15 protein-coding genes are annotated in these 15,173 nt (G+C 57.3%); 2 read left to right on the forward strand and 13 right to left on the reverse strand.

What is annotated here, in order from left to right; genetic code table 11:
* Nucleotides 1-56: 56 nt before the first annotated feature.
* The gene (gene wrbA, locus AOP6_RS12980; RefSeq protein ID WP_155877172.1) at nt 57-677 is read left to right on the forward strand and encodes an NAD(P)H:quinone oxidoreductase; all 621 of its coding nucleotides are present in this window, start codon (nt 57-59) and stop codon (nt 675-677) included.
* A 73-nt stretch (nt 678-750) separates the two neighbouring features.
* Here the strand turns inward: wrbA and AOP6_RS12985 are convergent, their stop codons facing one another.
* The 8 genes from AOP6_RS12985 to AOP6_RS13020 all read right to left on the reverse strand — a co-directional run bounded on the left by AOP6_RS12985 (nt 751) and on the right by AOP6_RS13020 (nt 6,049).
* Entirely contained in the window at nt 751-1,446 is a 696-nt protein-coding gene (locus AOP6_RS12985; RefSeq protein ID WP_155877173.1) for a cytochrome b/b6 domain-containing protein, read from the reverse strand.
* Between the two features lie 2 nt (nt 1,447-1,448).
* Entirely contained in the window at nt 1,449-2,501 is a 1,053-nt protein-coding gene (locus AOP6_RS12990; protein WP_225897297.1) for a multiheme c-type cytochrome, read from the reverse strand.
* Nucleotides 2,502-2,535: 34 nt separating this feature from the next.
* Nucleotides 2,536-2,769, reverse strand: a complete 234-nt coding sequence (locus AOP6_RS12995; RefSeq protein ID WP_155877174.1) for a hypothetical protein — start codon at nt 2,767-2,769, stop codon at nt 2,536-2,538.
* A gap of 96 nt (nt 2,770-2,865) precedes the next feature.
* A complete protein-coding gene (locus tag AOP6_RS13000; protein ID WP_155877175.1) occupies nt 2,866-3,102 on the reverse strand; it encodes a hypothetical protein in 237 nt (78 codons plus the stop codon).
* An 11-nt stretch (nt 3,103-3,113) separates the two neighbouring features.
* Entirely contained in the window at nt 3,114-3,542 is a 429-nt protein-coding gene (locus tag AOP6_RS13005; RefSeq protein WP_275950978.1) for a response regulator, read from the reverse strand.
* A 607-nt stretch (nt 3,543-4,149) separates the two neighbouring features.
* The gene (locus tag AOP6_RS13010; protein ID WP_155877176.1) at nt 4,150-4,671 is read right to left on the reverse strand and encodes a menaquinol oxidoreductase; all 522 of its coding nucleotides are present in this window, start codon (nt 4,669-4,671) and stop codon (nt 4,150-4,152) included.
* 1 nt (nt 4,672) lies between these two features.
* Nucleotides 4,673-5,524, reverse strand: a complete 852-nt coding sequence (locus AOP6_RS13015) for a HAMP domain-containing protein (RefSeq protein WP_155877177.1) — start codon at nt 5,522-5,524, stop codon at nt 4,673-4,675.
* Nucleotides 5,525-5,602: 78 nt separating this feature from the next.
* Nucleotides 5,603-6,049: a response regulator gene (locus tag AOP6_RS13020; RefSeq protein ID WP_155877178.1), complete on the reverse strand. Its 447-nt coding sequence runs from the start codon at nt 6,047-6,049 to the stop codon at nt 5,603-5,605.
* A gap of 509 nt (nt 6,050-6,558) precedes the next feature.
* Here AOP6_RS13020 and AOP6_RS13025 point away from each other — a divergent pair.
* Nucleotides 6,559-7,980: a sigma-54 dependent transcriptional regulator gene (locus AOP6_RS13025; protein ID WP_155877179.1), complete on the forward strand. Its 1,422-nt coding sequence runs from the start codon at nt 6,559-6,561 to the stop codon at nt 7,978-7,980.
* A 12-nt stretch (nt 7,981-7,992) separates the two neighbouring features.
* Here AOP6_RS13025 and AOP6_RS13030 read toward each other — a convergent pair whose 3' ends face one another.
* The 5 genes from AOP6_RS13030 to AOP6_RS13050 form a co-directional block, all read right to left on the reverse strand.
* A complete protein-coding gene (locus tag AOP6_RS13030; protein WP_155877180.1) occupies nt 7,993-9,579 on the reverse strand; it encodes a HAMP domain-containing sensor histidine kinase in 1,587 nt (528 codons plus the stop codon).
* Nucleotides 9,580-9,759: 180 nt separating this feature from the next.
* Nucleotides 9,760-10,431 carry a phosphate signaling complex protein PhoU gene (gene phoU, locus AOP6_RS13035; protein ID WP_155877181.1) on the reverse strand — a complete coding sequence of 224 codons (672 nt, stop codon included), beginning with the start codon at nt 10,429-10,431 and terminating at the stop codon, nt 9,760-9,762.
* Between the two features lie 17 nt (nt 10,432-10,448).
* A complete protein-coding gene (gene pstB, locus AOP6_RS13040; RefSeq protein WP_155877182.1) occupies nt 10,449-11,231 on the reverse strand; it encodes a phosphate ABC transporter ATP-binding protein PstB in 783 nt (260 codons plus the stop codon).
* A gap of 21 nt (nt 11,232-11,252) precedes the next feature.
* On the reverse strand, nt 11,253-12,848 hold the full coding sequence (gene pstA / locus AOP6_RS13045) for a phosphate ABC transporter permease PstA (protein WP_155877183.1): 1,596 nt from the start codon (nt 12,846-12,848) through the stop codon (nt 11,253-11,255).
* 12 nt (nt 12,849-12,860) lie between these two features.
* Nucleotides 12,861-15,092, reverse strand: coding sequence for an ABC transporter permease subunit (locus AOP6_RS13050; protein ID WP_155877740.1), 2,232 nt, complete (start codon nt 15,090-15,092; stop codon nt 12,861-12,863).
* Nucleotides 15,093-15,173 lie beyond the last annotated feature (81 nt).

Consider the following 15,173-nt stretch of genomic DNA (forward strand, 5'->3'; position numbering starts at 1 on the left):
CACCTTCGATTAGAATCAGAAGATATCGTACACTATGCCGAAAAAAGGAGGGTTCCATGAAAAACATCCAGGTTCAGGTGGTCTTTTACAGCATGTACGGTCATGTCTACCAGATGGCCGAAGCCATCGCGGCAGGTGTGAATGAAATCGAAGGGGCCGAAGCCCTGCTGCTGCAGGTTCCAGAACTCATGAACGAAGAAGCCCTGAAAGCCGCCGGGGCGGCCAAGACCCGCCAGGCCTTTGGCCACATTCCCGTGGCACGCCCGGAGCAGCTGGCCGACGCGGACGCCATCATCTTCGGTACCCCCACCCGTTTTGGCAACATGTGCGGTCAGATGCGCAATTTTCTCGACCAAACGGGCAAGCTCTGGCTGGAGGGAAAGCTCATCGGCAAGGTGGGCAGCGTCTTCACGTCGACGGCGACTCAGCACGGCGGCCAGGAAACGACCATCACCAGTTTCCACACCACCCTGCTGCACCACGGCATGATTATTGTCGGGGTACCCTATTCGGAGCAAGGGCTGCTCAACATGACGGAGATCTCCGGCGGCACCCCTTACGGCGCCAGCACCCTGGCTGCCGGGGATGGCTCGCGCCAGCCCAGTGAAAACGAGTTGGGCCTGGCCCGCGCCCAGGGACGCCGGGTGGCGGAAATCACCTTGAAACTAAGCCGGTGACCTCAAAACCCAATTAACGCAAAAGGCCGCTTCCATAAGGGAAGCGGCCTTTGCACCAACAACGGCGTTTTTATCAGGCAGCTCTTACCTGCGTTGTTTCCCGCGCCTCCTCATGGTTTTCTTCCTCCACTTTTTCCTCATGCTCCTCGACTTTCTCCCATCCTGTCCACATAGGGACAATATGTGCCATCACGGTATGACCCAGGGTAGCCAGATAAACATGGGTGAAGAGAAAGGCGCATAGAGCGCAGGCCAGCAGAAAGTGCAGTCCTACCAGAAACTTCAAACCGCCAAAGATAAGGACCAGCTCGCGCAAAGGGGCGATATTCATCAGCAGCAGACCGGAGACGATGACCAGGGGGACCAGGATCATCATGATGACCAGGTAGGCCGACTTCTGCATGGGATTGAACTTGTTGTCCGGGGTGGTGTGGTGTGGGTTCGGTTTTCCCCGGAAGTAATTGAAGAAGTAGAACACCCCTTGCCGCACGAGACCGCGCTGCAGATCGTCCTTGCCCGGCAGATACAATTTCTTCAGCGTGCCGGCGACCACCAGGTAATAGAAAAGCCACAGGCCGAAAGAGATCGCCACGACAACCCCGGCCGTATTGTGCAGTCGGATGGCGGCCCGATAGCTGCCGAAAAGGTTCACGTACTCGGGAAAACGGATCTGGATACCTGTCGCGATCAGGGTGATAATACCCAGGGCGTTGAGCCAGTGCCAGATGCGGACAGGTGTCGGCTGCAGATAGATCATTTTTGCTTTCATGGCTAGTGCCCCTTTCCTTGGCGTTTGCTTCGGGTCAGGAATCGCAGCGTCCCGTGGCCGATGGGCATGATCAGACCACCGGCGATGATGGCCAGTCCGATGAGGTTCAACGAGGCGTTGCGCGTAGCCCCCACCATATAGAAATCCGGAGTTCCGTTAAGGGCATCGAGAACGGCCCCTTCCTCTACAGGCAGCCGACTGTAGGAGTTGTCGGCCCGGGGAAAAGCGACGTAACTGCTCTGCATCGCCTCAGGTCCTGAGGCATGGCAGTAGGAACAGTCCCAACGATTCTCCAGAATCTGAAAACTGTGGGTCACCTGCTCCGGCATCATCATGCCTTTAAGACGGATTCCCTCGTTTTTCAGGTCGATCCGTGAATTGAAGTCTTTCAGTTCGGCCAGGGAGATATGGCCGTCCTCATTGGTGTCCAACAGACGGTCGATATTGTCGCTGCCGGCCAGCTTCTGCAGCTCACGGAAAGGTGCCAGCTCAAAGTCACCATAACGGGGGTCACTCTCCCGCTTGATGATATACCAGGTGATGACATACTCTTCCGAGCCGGTGTGACAAGCCACGCAGGCAAGCGCCCCGATATGCAGCTCAGCCTGGGGCAGCCACTGCGCATGACTACGGATGGAATCGGCTTCCAGGTGGCAGGTATCGCACTGCTGGTTCATGTCATGGCCTGAAACGGCGGTCGGATCATGGACGTTATGGGGATTGTGGCAGTCCGTGCAGGCGGCGTAGTCGCCGTGCATGCTGGCGGCATACTCTTCATGAACCTCGCCGTGGCAGTCATTGCAGCTGGCCTTTGTGGGTACCAGACCGTCATCGGGGTGCGCTTCTGCCACACTGGCATGACAACTGGTGCAACCGATCTCCGCATGGGCGGTATGGTCAAACTGCTCGGCCTCGATGACCAGGTCGGCTCCGACCATATCCGCCTCGGCATGGCAGCCGAGACAATCCTCATTCTCCATGGCCCAGCCCGATGACACCATCAGACTTAGAACCATCACGCTCATCAGTCCTGTTCTACTTATCCATTTCAACACAACACGGCCCTCCTTTAGTTGACCACGCGACGAATTAACGTAAAGCGACCCGTCTGGCCTTTTTCTTCTTTTCGCTCCATTCGTCCAGCAGGGAACGGAGCCCTTTTAAGGCCGCCATGAGCTGAGCCACCACTACCAGAGCGCAATACGCGAGAAAAACCCAGATGACCAGACCGCTGGCCCCATCGGGGACAAACGAATTAGCCCAAGCCGATGTGGCTGTCCCCAGCATCCCTATTGCCAACAGACTAAGAACCGCTGCTTTCATACTCTTGCCTCCTTTTGCGCCCCAGGAGCTGCGGCGGCCAGGGATTTTCATCTGCTTGCGGCCGCCGCGGACTGCCTTTGGCGATCTGACGTGCGCTTATTCATTTATTTGAGATTTCGCGACCTTGGGGGAAGGGCTGAAAGCCCCTTTGACCAAGCCAAACAGCATCATGGCAGCGGGGAGAAGCTGGGCGACCACGATCAGGGCGCAGAAGCCGAGAAAAACCCAAACGACCAGTCCACTGGAATCTTCCCGACCGGCGGCGGCCAGGGCCGGAACGACAGAAACGATCCACATACTTGCGGCTGCCGACAGAATACGCGTTGCTTTCATGACATCCTCCTCTATTGTGGGTTGACAGATAACTTTCTGGCGTGACCGCCAGCGAGGCGGTTTTCCAGTTCCTCAAAAGCACATTTCAAGGCCAGCCTGATTTCCTCGCGGTCACGGGAATCCAGGGGCTTAAGCGCGTGATAAAAGATGCCATCCCGCCGGATCCGGCGTTCCATGGCCAGGGAAACCTCGTTGGACATGAGAATGATGGGAAGGTCGCGGTTGAGCATTTTAAAGAGCGGGATCAGATCGGCGGCGGCCAGTTCGTCAAACTCACTGCCCAGCAGCACCACCTGGACGTTTCTTTTCAGAATGTCCCTCAAAACACGGGCCGCCGAGTTGGTCGCCACCACCTGATAGCCGGACTCGATGCAAAGGGCGGCCATCTGTTTTCTGACGGCGGGATCTTTATCGGCTATGAGAATCGCTCTTTCCATCATGGCATCCTCATTTCATCTGGGGTTTGCGGCCATAAACTATCCGCCGCATTATCCTGAACCCTGTCCAGCCAACCTTCATCGCTTGCTTCGTCTTGTCTTGTCTTCCTGAAATTGCACCGCTTGTGCCAAAACCACAAACCGTACCGTACAAATACCTATATCACTGAAATTACAACGCTTTAAACACTGACAAGCCAAAGGTACTATCCTGATTATTGGTCGGCGACGTATGAATAAACTATACGTTGGCCGCTTCCAAGACGAGCTGCTGCAAGCCCCAGAGTGAACAACGGCGGAGGAAGGTCCCTTGAAGACGGGGGTAGGATCGGTAAGACTCTTGGATTTAAAGGGTTTTCAAAGGAGTGGTGTCAGCCTGCCCCGTCTGCCCCCCCAAAAAAGGAGAGGTGCATGATCCAATTGTTCACTGTGCCACCCCAATAAGGCCAACCCACTCTAGACTCAGCCAACACACGGATATTGTGTCTGTTTTTATCCAGGACTACCGCATAGGCCAGATATACAGTTAACGAAAGAGAGTACCGGCAGGGGACAGCAGAGATGGACGGAGTGATAAAAAAAGGAGGGACAAAGGAGTTCTGCGGGGACATCAGGATGGATTCGAAGCCGAGCGCACGAATTGATAAAGCAGCTCTTTCTCTTTGGCAAGAGCGTGCTGGGTTTCAGACCAGGTTCGATAGTGTTCAAGTCCGAGGATAGTGAGGCCGGCGATGAAAACCGCCCAGAAATTGCCCTTCAGTGCATTGCCGGCCCAGTAGAACAGATAAAAAGCTCCCAGATAGCCCAGATGCGGCCACCCTTTGTAGACCCCCGTCCCTTTGGCCATGCGCGCCAGCAGAATCGTCAGGGCGGAAAAGCTGTACACCGCCAGGGCAAGACTGATCAGATTGGCCGGTGGCGGCGCTCCCAGCAGTTTTCTCGTTTCCAGAGAGAAAAGGTCGTACAGATCAAAGGACTGCGCACTGGCAAAAAGGACGCTCACCAGCACAAAAGAGAGGATGGCCCAGAGCCCGGTCCGGGCCCGGCGCTGAAGAACACCGATGCTCTTTTCGATCTGGGCGCGCCGCTGCTCCGGCGTCAGGAAACCATTTTCCGGCGAAGGGGTCTTCACATCAGGCCTCCGGAGTTACTGAGGGTTTCTCCGGCGAAGTGCTTTGCGCCGCTTCGAATGATTCATTTTCGTGCAGTCGAGCTGCCAGTCCATGAATAGAGCGGCCCAAAAACGCGACTTCGGCATTCTCGTCGGGCAGGGGATGGTTCAGTTCACCTTTCAGTGTTTTTTCACTGAAATCGAGCAGGTTTTTGATCGGCTGCAGGACATTCCGATGCAAGAGAGCGGCGACACCGCCAACGGACAGGAGCAGGATCATCAGGCAGAAACCCACCAGTCCCTGGCCGAGCGTGGCGAGGGTGGCATTCAGCGGCTCCTCCGAGATACCGATATCCAAGGTGCCCAGCACCCTCTCCTGTTCCGAATGGACGTGGCACTCACCAGCGAAGCAGCTGGGTTCATTGTAGATAGGGACGGTGATGGCCATGACGTCCTGACCAGCCTCGTTAGTATAGCGCCGGGTCCGTTCGTTCATGCCCAGGGTGGCCAGAGGGACTGGATCACTGTGGCACTGAACGCAACCTTCCGCCTCTTTTTTCACCATCTGATTGATTTCGGACTGGTCGGAAGAGAAGGTGATGATCCCCTTCTTGTTGAAGATGCGCAGATGCACCAGGTCCTTGCTTTCCCCCACATACTGGATGGTCGCGGCGAGAGATTCCCGGTCTGATTTCAACATGCTGTAGCGCGTGGCCTTGACCACCGTGTTCGCCAGACTGTTCTGCTGTTTGATCTCATCCGCCACCATGTTCTGCCGGTTGTAACTGTACAGCAGGATACTGCACACGACGACGAAACCGGTGACGGTGAGAGCAACGGGGACGATGGCTTTGAACGACAAGCTCTGTCTCATGATGAACTCCCTGCAGGATGAACCTGGTGGCGACTTTGCGCTCGTTTCAGGCCTACCAGGTAATTATATCGGCAAGACTCACGATGAAAACCGGGACTCAGACAAAAAACCCTCTTTGGAAGAGGAGGGTCCTTCGGCACGATCCGAGAATTGTCGACGACGCCAATCGACGGCTCTTTGAGTCTGATAGAGAATCTGCCCCGGGGTGAAGGGCTTGGATAAAAAGTCAAAAGCCCCGGCCACCATAACTTCTGCGGCCATCTCTGCCGTGGCGTACCCGGTGACAATGAGCACAGGCACCTCGGGTTGCAAGCGGCGAATCGCTTTGAGCACCTCGATTCCACTCATTCCAGGCATTTTCAGATCCGTTATGACAAGGTCGAAGGAACACCTCTGAAGACACTCCAAAGCCTGCACGCCACTGCATGCCACCGTCACCTGCTGTCCGTCCCGCTCAAGAACCTTCTGCAGACCGTTTCGGATCACCTGTTCGTCATCGACAATCAGAATATGCGCCCGGATCATAACCGCAACCGCTTCCTCCTACCTTCCGGCAGGTATTATCCCCTTCCCCAAAGTGATTCTCCCCCATGCTTCATAAAGCATCGAATGTGCCAAGGTGGCCTCGACAGAACAGGCAGTTCATAACATCCTGTTTTTATGTGTTTTTCAGTTCAGTTTTCATAGACTTGTGAACAGCGGGAGGACCAATGAATAATTTATTCATACAGATGAGCTCCCCCTTTCGCCCCTCCTGTCCTTGTTTCTGTCGTCTAAGGTGCTGAAACAAATAGACCGTTGGCATTATGCGCTCCTGTATGCAGAAAATATACGTCATCCGGTTCTTTGCCGTCCCACCGACGGGAGACAAAACGACGTTGCTGCTCACGCCGCTCCAGGCTGGATTATTAGGGCAAAAACCCCATTGCTTTTAGGGTTGAATTTGGTATTGTTTAACGAGTTTTTTTGCATATTCCGCCACCCGCCGTCTCTCCCTGACCCGCGGAAATTTTGTTGAATTGAGGGAGTTATACATGAGAAAAGGCGATGCCAACATCCTGGTTGTGGATGATGAGAGTGTTATCCGTGAAGGGGTGCGGCGAATTCTGCTGCAGGAGGGCTACCAGGTCGAAACCTCATCCAGCGGCAACCTGGCCCTCGAGCGCATGCAGTCCGCCGATTTCGACCTGGTCATTACCGACCTGAAAATGCCGGGGATGAGCGGTATGGAAGTGCTCAAGGCCATCCGCATTCTGCAGCCGGACGTACCCGTTGTCATCATCACGGGATACTCCACGGTGGAAACCGCCGTGGAGGCCATGAAATTCGGCGCCTTCGATTACCTGGCCAAACCCTTCACCCCTGAGCAGATTCTCCATTTAGCCGAATCCGCCCTCAAACACCGCATCACGCAGATAGAAAAGGCGGTCCGGGGAGACTCTCCCGGCAAGCACCCCGGCTTCGACCTCTTCGTCGGGGAAAGCCGGCAGATGGAACGCGTCTACCGCCGGATCCTGCAGGTCGCCCCAACGGACAGCACCGTGCTCATCACCGGGGAAAGCGGCACGGGCAAGGAACTTCTGGCCCGCGCCATCCACAACCACAGCTCCCGCAAGGATCAGCCTTTTCTCGCCGTCGACTGTACATCCCTGGCGGAGAGCCTGCTGGAAAGCGAGCTTTTTGGGCACATGAAAGGCTCTTTTACCGGCGCCGTACAGAGCAAGGTGGGGCTTTTCAAGGTGGCCGACGGCGGCACCCTCTTTCTGGACGAAGTCTCCAATATCAGCCTCACCACGCAGGCCAAACTGCTCCGGGTGCTGCAGGAAAGGGAAATCACTCCCGTCGGCGGCAACAAACCGGTTCCCATCAATATCCGGCTCATCGCCGCCACCAACCGTAACCTGCGGGAGATGTGTGCCAAGGGGGAGTTTCGCGAGGACCTCTTCTTCCGCCTCAACATCATCCCCGTCGACCTCCCCCCTTTGCGGGAACGGCAGAGCGACATTCCCCTGTTGACCCGATTTTTTCTGGAAAAGTTCGCCCGCGAACTGGGCAAGGAGATCCGTGGACTTTCACCGGCTGCCATGGAACACCTGAACCAGCACGCCTTTCCCGGTAACGTCCGCGAACTGGAAAACATCCTGGAGCGCGCTGTCGTCCTGGCGGAAGGATCCGTCATCGAAATCGACAACCTGGAGCTCTCCGGCCAGACGAAGGAGGACGGCGCCCCTTTCTGTCAGTTCATTCCCAAAACGGCGGAAGAGCTGAAAGAGACCAAACAGAAGATACGAGAGATGGCCGTCATGCCGGTGGAAAAGGCTTTCGTGCTGGACGCGCTGGAAAGGAACAACTGGAATGTCACCCGGGCGGCGGAAGAGGTCGGCATGCTGCGCCCGAACTTTCAGGCCTTGCTGAAGAAGCAGGGCATATCCATTCGGGACAGGCTTCCTGGCTGACGCAGCACCCTCTCAGCCGGCGGTTGCTGCCGTGGCGGGGTTGCTGAAGGGCAACGTAATGGTGAAGGTCGTCCCCTTCCCCTCCTGGCTGGAAACCTCAATCTGGCCGCCATGATTTTCCACGATTCCGTAAGAAACGGACAGGCCCAACCCCGTGCCGCGATTCTCCTTGGTCGTATAGAAGGGATCAAAGATGCGGGCCAGATTCTTTTCTGAAATACCGCACCCCGTATCGGAAACACGAATAAAGACTCCCCGCCCTTCGCTCTCCACCCCCGTCGTGATACTCAGACTGCCATCCCTTTTTTCTTCCATGGCCTGACTGGCGTTGATGAGGATATTCATGAACACCTGTTCCAGCTGATTCGGATCAATCAGCACCTGGGGCAGTCCCTCACCATATTCGCGCACAATACGGATATTCTGGAAATCCGCCTGCCTTTCGATCAAGGCCAGCGTTCTCTCCATGACGGTGTTGATGGACTCCGGACGTTTGTGCGGGATGGATTCCCGCGAAAAACCAAGCAGCCCCCGCACGATTTCCGCACAGCGCTGCGTCTCCCGCACCACCACGGCGAGGTCGTCTTTCAGGCCGGCATCCAGGCGGGGATCGCTTTCGATCATGGAGGCATACATGAGAATCCCGGTGAGGGGATTGTTGATTTCATGGGCGATCCCGGCGACCAGTTCGCCGATGGTCGCCAGCTTCTCCGAACGGACGAGTTTCGACTGCATGGACTGGATACGGGCGGTGCGTTCTTCGACCTTCACCTCCAGCGTGTTGGCCCACTCTTTAAGCTCCTGCTGCGCGGCCTGAAGATTCTGGGCCATGTCGTTAAAAGCCAGAGCCAACTCGCCGATTTCATCGGATGGCACGGTGGTGATGCGGCTGTCCAGCTCGCCATCAGCCAGACGTCGCGTATGATAAAGCAGCCGATTGACCGGCACGTTCACCAGTTTATGGGTCAGAAAAGCCAAGCTGAGGGAAACCAGCAGCAGCACAAAGGCCGTAAGGAGAACAATCTGATTGCGGCTGGCAGCAGCCTGAGCTTCCATCCGATCCATGGGAACAATGACATCCAGGGTACCGAGGACCGTGGCACTGGCCGGATGGACATGACAGGCGGCGGTGTAACAACTCGGCTTATTGTAAATGCCCTTGGTCACCCCCAGAAAATTGGTGCTCCCCTCGGAAAAAAATCGGGCGCGCCCCTCCGTCGGCACATCGGAGTGCGGCGGCTTGTTGTCGATATGACAGCCGTTGCACCCTTCGGAATCGACGTCCAGGGTGCTGCCGACTTCTTCCTTGGCGGTGGAATAGCTGATCACCCCATCTTTGTTGAACAGCCTTATGCGGGAAATCCCCTCCTGGGCCCCGACCTCTTCCATCATCTGGTAAACACGGGCGCGATTATCCACCAGCATCTCGTAGTGGGTCGTGCTGAGCAGGGTCTCACTCAGATGCTCGACATGCTCGATGGCGTTGTCCGTACTCATGTTCCGTACATTCTTGATCGTCATGAAAGCAAAGAAGCTCATGGCGACCAATACCACGGCGCTCGTTCCCAAGGTGAATTTGGTGCTCAGTTCCAATGACATGAGAACTCTCCGCGTGAATGATGGTTCCTTTGGGCTGACGGCCGGAAAAAACAATTCCTTTAAAGGTACCTTTTTTTTCGTCAGGAACAAGGGCTTTCCTGTTCCCTCCCCCCTCAAATAAAAAGACCGCCCGTTACTGTCGGGCGGTCTCTGAGAGCTTGCTGCGAGGTGGGTGGCGGCCTAGGACTTCGGCCCCCAGTCACTGGTGTGGCGGACAATCTCCCCTTCGATGAGGTAATAGACCTCCTCAGCGATATTGGTGGCGAGGTCGGCGATGCGTTCCAGATGGCGGGAGACGGTGAGATACTGGGTGATGTGGTCGATACTGTCAGGATTGCGGCGCATCTCGGCCTTGATGAAGGTAAAGTTCTCGGCGTGCATGCGGTCGACCTCGTCATCGAGGCTCTGCACCTCTTTGGCCAGAGCGACATCGAGACCGACCAGGGAGTCGAGGCTCATCTTCAGCATCCGCTGGGTCTTGGCTGCCATGGAGAGGTAGTCGAAGGGGGGCTCCAGCCGGCAGATGGAGGCCAGCGCCACGGTGCGTTCGGCGATATTGGTGGCCAGGTCGCCGATGCGCTCCAGATCGTTGTTGATCTTGAGCACGGCGACGATGAAGCGCAGATCCACGGCCACGGGCTGATAGAGAGCCAGCGCCTTGAGGCACTCCTCCTCGATCTCCACTTCGAGATTGTCGATCTCGGTGTCACCGGCGATGACCTTCTCGGCCAGCTCCAGGTCACATTTCTCCAAGGATTCCACGGCCTGGTGGACGCTCTCCTCCACCACGGCGCTGAGCCCCAGCAGCATCTTTTTCAGCGTATCCAGTTCCTTCTGCAGATGTATGGTCATAGCCTGATTCTTTCTCCTTAACCGAAGCGGCCGGTAATATAGTCTTCCGTCTGTTTATTTTTAGGCTTCATGAAAATGCCGTTGGTTTTGCCGTATTCGACCAGAATGCCTTCGTACAGAAAAGCCGTATAGTCGGAAACCCGGGCCGCCTGCTGCATGTTGTGGGTGACAATGATGATGGTGTAGTTCTCGCGCAGTTCGCCAATGAGCTCTTCCACCCGGGCCGTCGATTTGGGGTCAAGGGCGCTGCAGGGTTCGTCCATGAGGATGACCTCGGGATTGACGGCGATGGCGCGGGCGATGCACAGGCGCTGCATCTGGCCGCCGGACAGGCCGAGAGCCGACTGGTGCAGGCGGTCTTTGACCTCATCCCACAGGCCGGCGCCTCGGAGACTCTTCTCCACCGTCTCGTCAAGGCTGGCCTTGCTCTTCACGCCGGCGATGCGCAGCCCGTAAACGACGTTTTCATAGATCGATTTGGGGAAGGGGTTGGATTTCTGGAAGACCATGCCGACGCGGCGACGCAGTTCGATGACATCCATGGCCGAAGAATTGATCTCCACCCCGTTGAGCGTCATGCTCCCCACCACCCGAGTGCCGTCCACCAGATCGTTCATGCGGTTGAGGCAGCGCAGAAAGGTGGATTTGCCACAGCCTGAAGGGCCGATGAGAGCCGTAACCTGGCGTCGTGGGAAGGCGAGACTGATATCGTGCAGCGCCTCGGCAGAGCCATAGTAGAAATTGAGGTTTTTGACCTCGATGACGGGATCGTCGATGGTAACGAGTGTGCTTTTTGGCATGAACCTGTCCTCTATCGGTGTTTAGAAGGTACTGTAAGTGTAGCGCTTCTTCATCTTGTTGCGCAGATAGATCGCCACGCTGCTCATGAGCAGCACGATGAGCACCAGCAGCAGGGTGGTGACAAAGACCATGGGTTTGGCGGCCTCGACGTTGGGCGACTGGAAACCAATGTCGTAGATGTGAAAACCCAGGTGCATGAATTTGCGATCCAGGTGCAGATAGGGAAAATTGCCGTCCAGCGGCAGGGCAGGCGCCAGCTTGACCACCCCGGTGATCATCAGGGGAGCTACCTCGCCGGCGGCCCGTGCCATGGCCAGAATCAGACCCGTCATAATACCGGGTGAGGCCATGGGCAGCAGCGTGCGCATCAGGGTCTGGAACTTGGTCGCCCCCAGCGACAGCGAGCCTTCGCGTACCCCGGCGGGAATGGCGCCGAGAGCTTCCTCGGTGGATACGATCACCACCGGCACGGTAAGCAGCGCCAGAGTCAAGCTGGCCCAGAGGATGCCGCCAGTGCCGAAGGTGGGGGTCGGCAGCTGTTCAGGGAAAAAGATTTTGTCGATGGTACTGCCAATGCCGTAGACAAAGAAGCCCAGACCGAAGATGCCATAGACAATGGAGGGGATACCGGCCAGATTGTTGACGGCGATGCGCACCAGGCGCACGACGACACCGTCTTTGGCGTATTCCCTCAGGTAAACGGCGGCGATAACCCCTAGGGGGAAGGTTACCAGGGTCATCAGGAAGATCAGCATGACCGTGCCGAAGATCGCCGGGAAAAGGCCGCCTTCCGTATTGGATTCCCGCGGTTCGCCAAAGATGAGCTCCCACAGCTTGCCGGCGTAGATCAGGGACTTGTCCACCCAGGACAGCGCATTGGGTTGGTAAAAACGTACAATGTGGCTGCCCTCGATCTCTTTTTCCTGACCGCCGGCATCGGCCACCACGATCTTGTAATCCGTCAGTTCCGCCGCCTTTTTCCCCTGTTGCGTCACGATCTGCTCGAAATCTTCCCGCAGCATGGCCTGCTGCTGCCGCAGTTCCACCAGACGGGAGTCCGAATCATCCACCCCCTGGTAAACCAGTTTGAGTTCCTGCTGCCGCAGCCTTTCCATTTTTCTGTTCAGCCGCCCCAATTCTTCCCCACTTCGCACCAGGGGCTTTTCCAGCTCCTCCACCTGGGCCAGCATCTTTTCCAGGGGCTCGATCAACGGCGCCCGGGTGTGCTCGCCGTCCGGGGTCTGCACGCGGATGAGGGTCCCATAGAAATTGCCGTACTCATCCCGTTCAATGACCGTCACCTCATCGGGATAGTCTAGATGGGCGATGTCCGCTTCGTCGATCCAGCGGAAATCCAGGCCGTACAGGTCCCGGTTGCCGATCTTGAACTGAATCCGTTCCCCCTCGCCGGAAGCGGTCGGTTCCCGTTTGATGATCTCGCCGATAACGGTCTGGCCGCTGTGCAGCCGGGCCTTCGCCACATCAGAGGGCCAGAAGACACCGAGACCATTGACCAGCACCACGACGATGAGGGTCGCGGCAATGAGCAGGGTCATGCCCAGGGCCACACCGGTGGCCCAAACGAAGGGTTCTCCTTCACGCCAGTACTTTTTCATGCAGTCTGTCCTTTAAAACCGGCCGTATTTCTTGCGCAGCCGCTGCCGAACCACTTCGGCGATGGTGTTGAGAACGAATGTGAAGAGAAAGAGAATAACGGCCGACAGAAAAAGCACCCGATAGAGCGTACTGGCCACCGGCGCCTCGGGGATTTCGACGGCGATATTGGCCGAAAGGGGCCGCATGCCGTTGAAGATGCTCAAGTCCATGATGGCCGTATTGCCTGTGGCCATGAGCACGATCATGGTCTCGCCGATAGCGCGGCCGAAACCGATCATGATACCCGCAAAGATGCCCGGACTGGCCGAGGGCAGAATCACCCGCCACACCGTCTGCCAGCGGCTGGCGCCCATGGCCAGGGAGGCAGCCTTCAGGCTGCCGGGGACGTTGGAAAGAGCGTCCTCGGCAATGGTGAAGATGATGGGAATAACGGCGAAGCCGAGGGCGAAGGCGATGATGATGTTGTTGCGTGGATCATAGCGCGTGCCCATTTCGGTGAAGAGCCAGAGACGAAAGTCGCCGCCGAAGAGCCAGGCTTCCACCAGGGGCCCGATGGCGAAGGCGGCCGCCACCGAGAGGACGATGACCGGGGCGAAGGTAAGGAACTCGAAACCCCTCTCGACTTTCCGCAAAGGACCGACTTCCCTCAGCTTCTGCCAGAGCAGGGAGAAGAGGATGAAGGAGGTCGGCACGAAGAGAAAGCTGAGAAAAATGGCCGTCACCGACTTTTCCACGATAGGCGCCAGCCAGAGGGCAGCGAGGAAGCCGATAATGACGCTGGGGATAGCGGCCATGATCTCCACCGTCGGCTTGATGTACTGCCGCAGTTTCGGATGGCCGAACTGGCTGGTGTAAATCGCCCCGAGCAGGGCCAGGGGGACGGCGAAGATCATGGCGTAGAAGGTCCCCTTCAGGGTGCCGAAAATCAGGGGCGTCAGGCTGAGCTTTGGCTCGAAATCCTCAGAAGCCGACGACGACTGCCAAACGTAGGCAGGCTCATCGTAACTTTCATACCAGACCTTGCCAAAGAGGGTTCGCCAGCTCACCTCGGGATGGGGATTGTCCACGGTCCAGGCCTCGAGTTGCCCCTTTTCATTAAGAGCAATAATACCGGTGCCCCGCAGATTGAGAGCGGCGGTGCGTAGGGGAGAGCTGCCTTCCAGGGTCAGCAACTGGCGTTCGCTGGTCATGTGATCGAGATAGACCGTCCCTTCTTCATCGAGGCTGAGCAGGGATTTGTCCCGGTGGGAGGGCGAGATAGTCCGCACAGCGCTGCCGCGATCGGCCAGAGTATGGATGCGGCGGAGTCTTTTCTCCCCGCCTTCCGCACCGGTGCGTACCGGGAACCAGGTGGTCAGCTGCCCCTTCGTATCCCCGACGGCGAGGGAAATATCGCCGAACACCAGGGTCAGAGCCGTGATGGCGCGGCGATCACGAAAAGCCTGCTGCCTCTCCACAAGTCGGGGGCTCCCCGCCTCGCTCAGGTCCCAGCGCAGCAACGCTCCCTGGTCGGTGCCGGCATAGAGAGCGTGCCCCTGGGTGTCCAGGGCCAGGGCAGTGAGACGATCCGGCTCTTCATCGCCTAGAACCGTGCTGAATTGCATCCGCTCCTCGTTGCCGAAGATATCGGCAGTCACCGCTTCCTGGGTGAGCAGCAAGCGATTGTCGCCCATGAGGCTGACGCGGGTGTGGGTACCCTCATTTGAAATCCGCCCCCGGGAAATTTCCGGCACCCCCCCCTCGGGAGCAGCGAAGACCCCTTCCCGGTCCACGGCTATCTCGAAGGTCCGGTTATGGTGCTCGTCCCACTGGGCCGAGAAGCGCAGTTGCTCGATGGACAGAACCCCGTCACTCCACAGCAGGCCATAGGCCTGGCGACCGAACTTTTCAGCAGCGACAATAGACGCCTCCGGCGCGCCGGGAGGATGCAGAGAGATCTGTTCAGAGACCTCACCCGAGGGCAGGTCGTAAAAGGTGAAGTCACCGGAAGCCGACAGAGTGAAAGCCGTCTCCAGGTATTCGTCAAGGCCGAGCGCCAGGACCGCTTCGCCCCCCTGGGAATCGACCGGATGGATACGGGCCACGGGCGCTGCCGTCGGTTGATTGAACAGGGGCAGAGAGACTTCCCCGATAAGGAGCAGGATGAAAATAACCACAAAAATAATGGCCATGCCCCCAACGGTTATCACCCAGCGGGCAATACGGTCGCGTCGTTTGACTTTTTTCAGCAGCTTCTGATCCATATCCATCCATCCAGAATCCTGAACATACATCTACCTGCCTCCCGGTTTGAGGTCCGGAAGGCAGGCAGACGGGTTGTCAGG

Source organism: Desulfuromonas sp. AOP6, from assembly GCF_009731355.2.
GTDB lineage: Bacteria > Desulfobacterota > Desulfuromonadia > Desulfuromonadales > SZUA-540 > SZUA-540.

Excerpts from the sequence above, each read along its gene's own strand:
- wrbA (WP_155877172.1), top strand. The coding sequence starts at position 57 with ATGAAAAACATCCAGGTTCAGGTGGTCTTTTACAGCATGTACGGTCAT.
- AOP6_RS12985 (WP_155877173.1), bottom strand. The coding sequence starts at position 1,446 with ATGAAAGCAAAAATGATCTATCTGCAGCCGACACCTGTCCGCATCTGG.
- AOP6_RS12995 (WP_155877174.1), bottom strand. The coding sequence starts at position 2,769 with ATGAAAGCAGCGGTTCTTAGTCTGTTGGCAATAGGGATGCTGGGGACA.
- AOP6_RS13000 (WP_155877175.1), bottom strand. The coding sequence starts at position 3,102 with ATGAAAGCAACGCGTATTCTGTCGGCAGCCGCAAGTATGTGGATCGTT.
- AOP6_RS13005 (WP_275950978.1), bottom strand. The coding sequence starts at position 3,542 with ATGATGGAAAGAGCGATTCTCATAGCCGATAAAGATCCCGCCGTCAGA.
- AOP6_RS13015 (WP_155877177.1), bottom strand. The coding sequence starts at position 5,524 with ATGAGACAGAGCTTGTCGTTCAAAGCCATCGTCCCCGTTGCTCTCACC.
- AOP6_RS13020 (WP_155877178.1), bottom strand. The coding sequence starts at position 6,049 with ATGATCCGGGCGCATATTCTGATTGTCGATGACGAACAGGTGATCCGA.
- AOP6_RS13025 (WP_155877179.1), top strand. The coding sequence starts at position 6,559 with ATGAGAAAAGGCGATGCCAACATCCTGGTTGTGGATGATGAGAGTGTT.
- AOP6_RS13030 (WP_155877180.1), bottom strand. The coding sequence starts at position 9,579 with ATGTCATTGGAACTGAGCACCAAATTCACCTTGGGAACGAGCGCCGTG.
- phoU (WP_155877181.1), bottom strand. The coding sequence starts at position 10,431 with ATGACCATACATCTGCAGAAGGAACTGGATACGCTGAAAAAGATGCTG.
- pstB (WP_155877182.1), bottom strand. The coding sequence starts at position 11,231 with ATGCCAAAAAGCACACTCGTTACCATCGACGATCCCGTCATCGAGGTC.
- pstA (WP_155877183.1), bottom strand. The coding sequence starts at position 12,848 with ATGAAAAAGTACTGGCGTGAAGGAGAACCCTTCGTTTGGGCCACCGGT.
- AOP6_RS13050 (WP_155877740.1), bottom strand. The coding sequence starts at position 15,092 with ATGGATCAGAAGCTGCTGAAAAAAGTCAAACGACGCGACCGTATTGCC.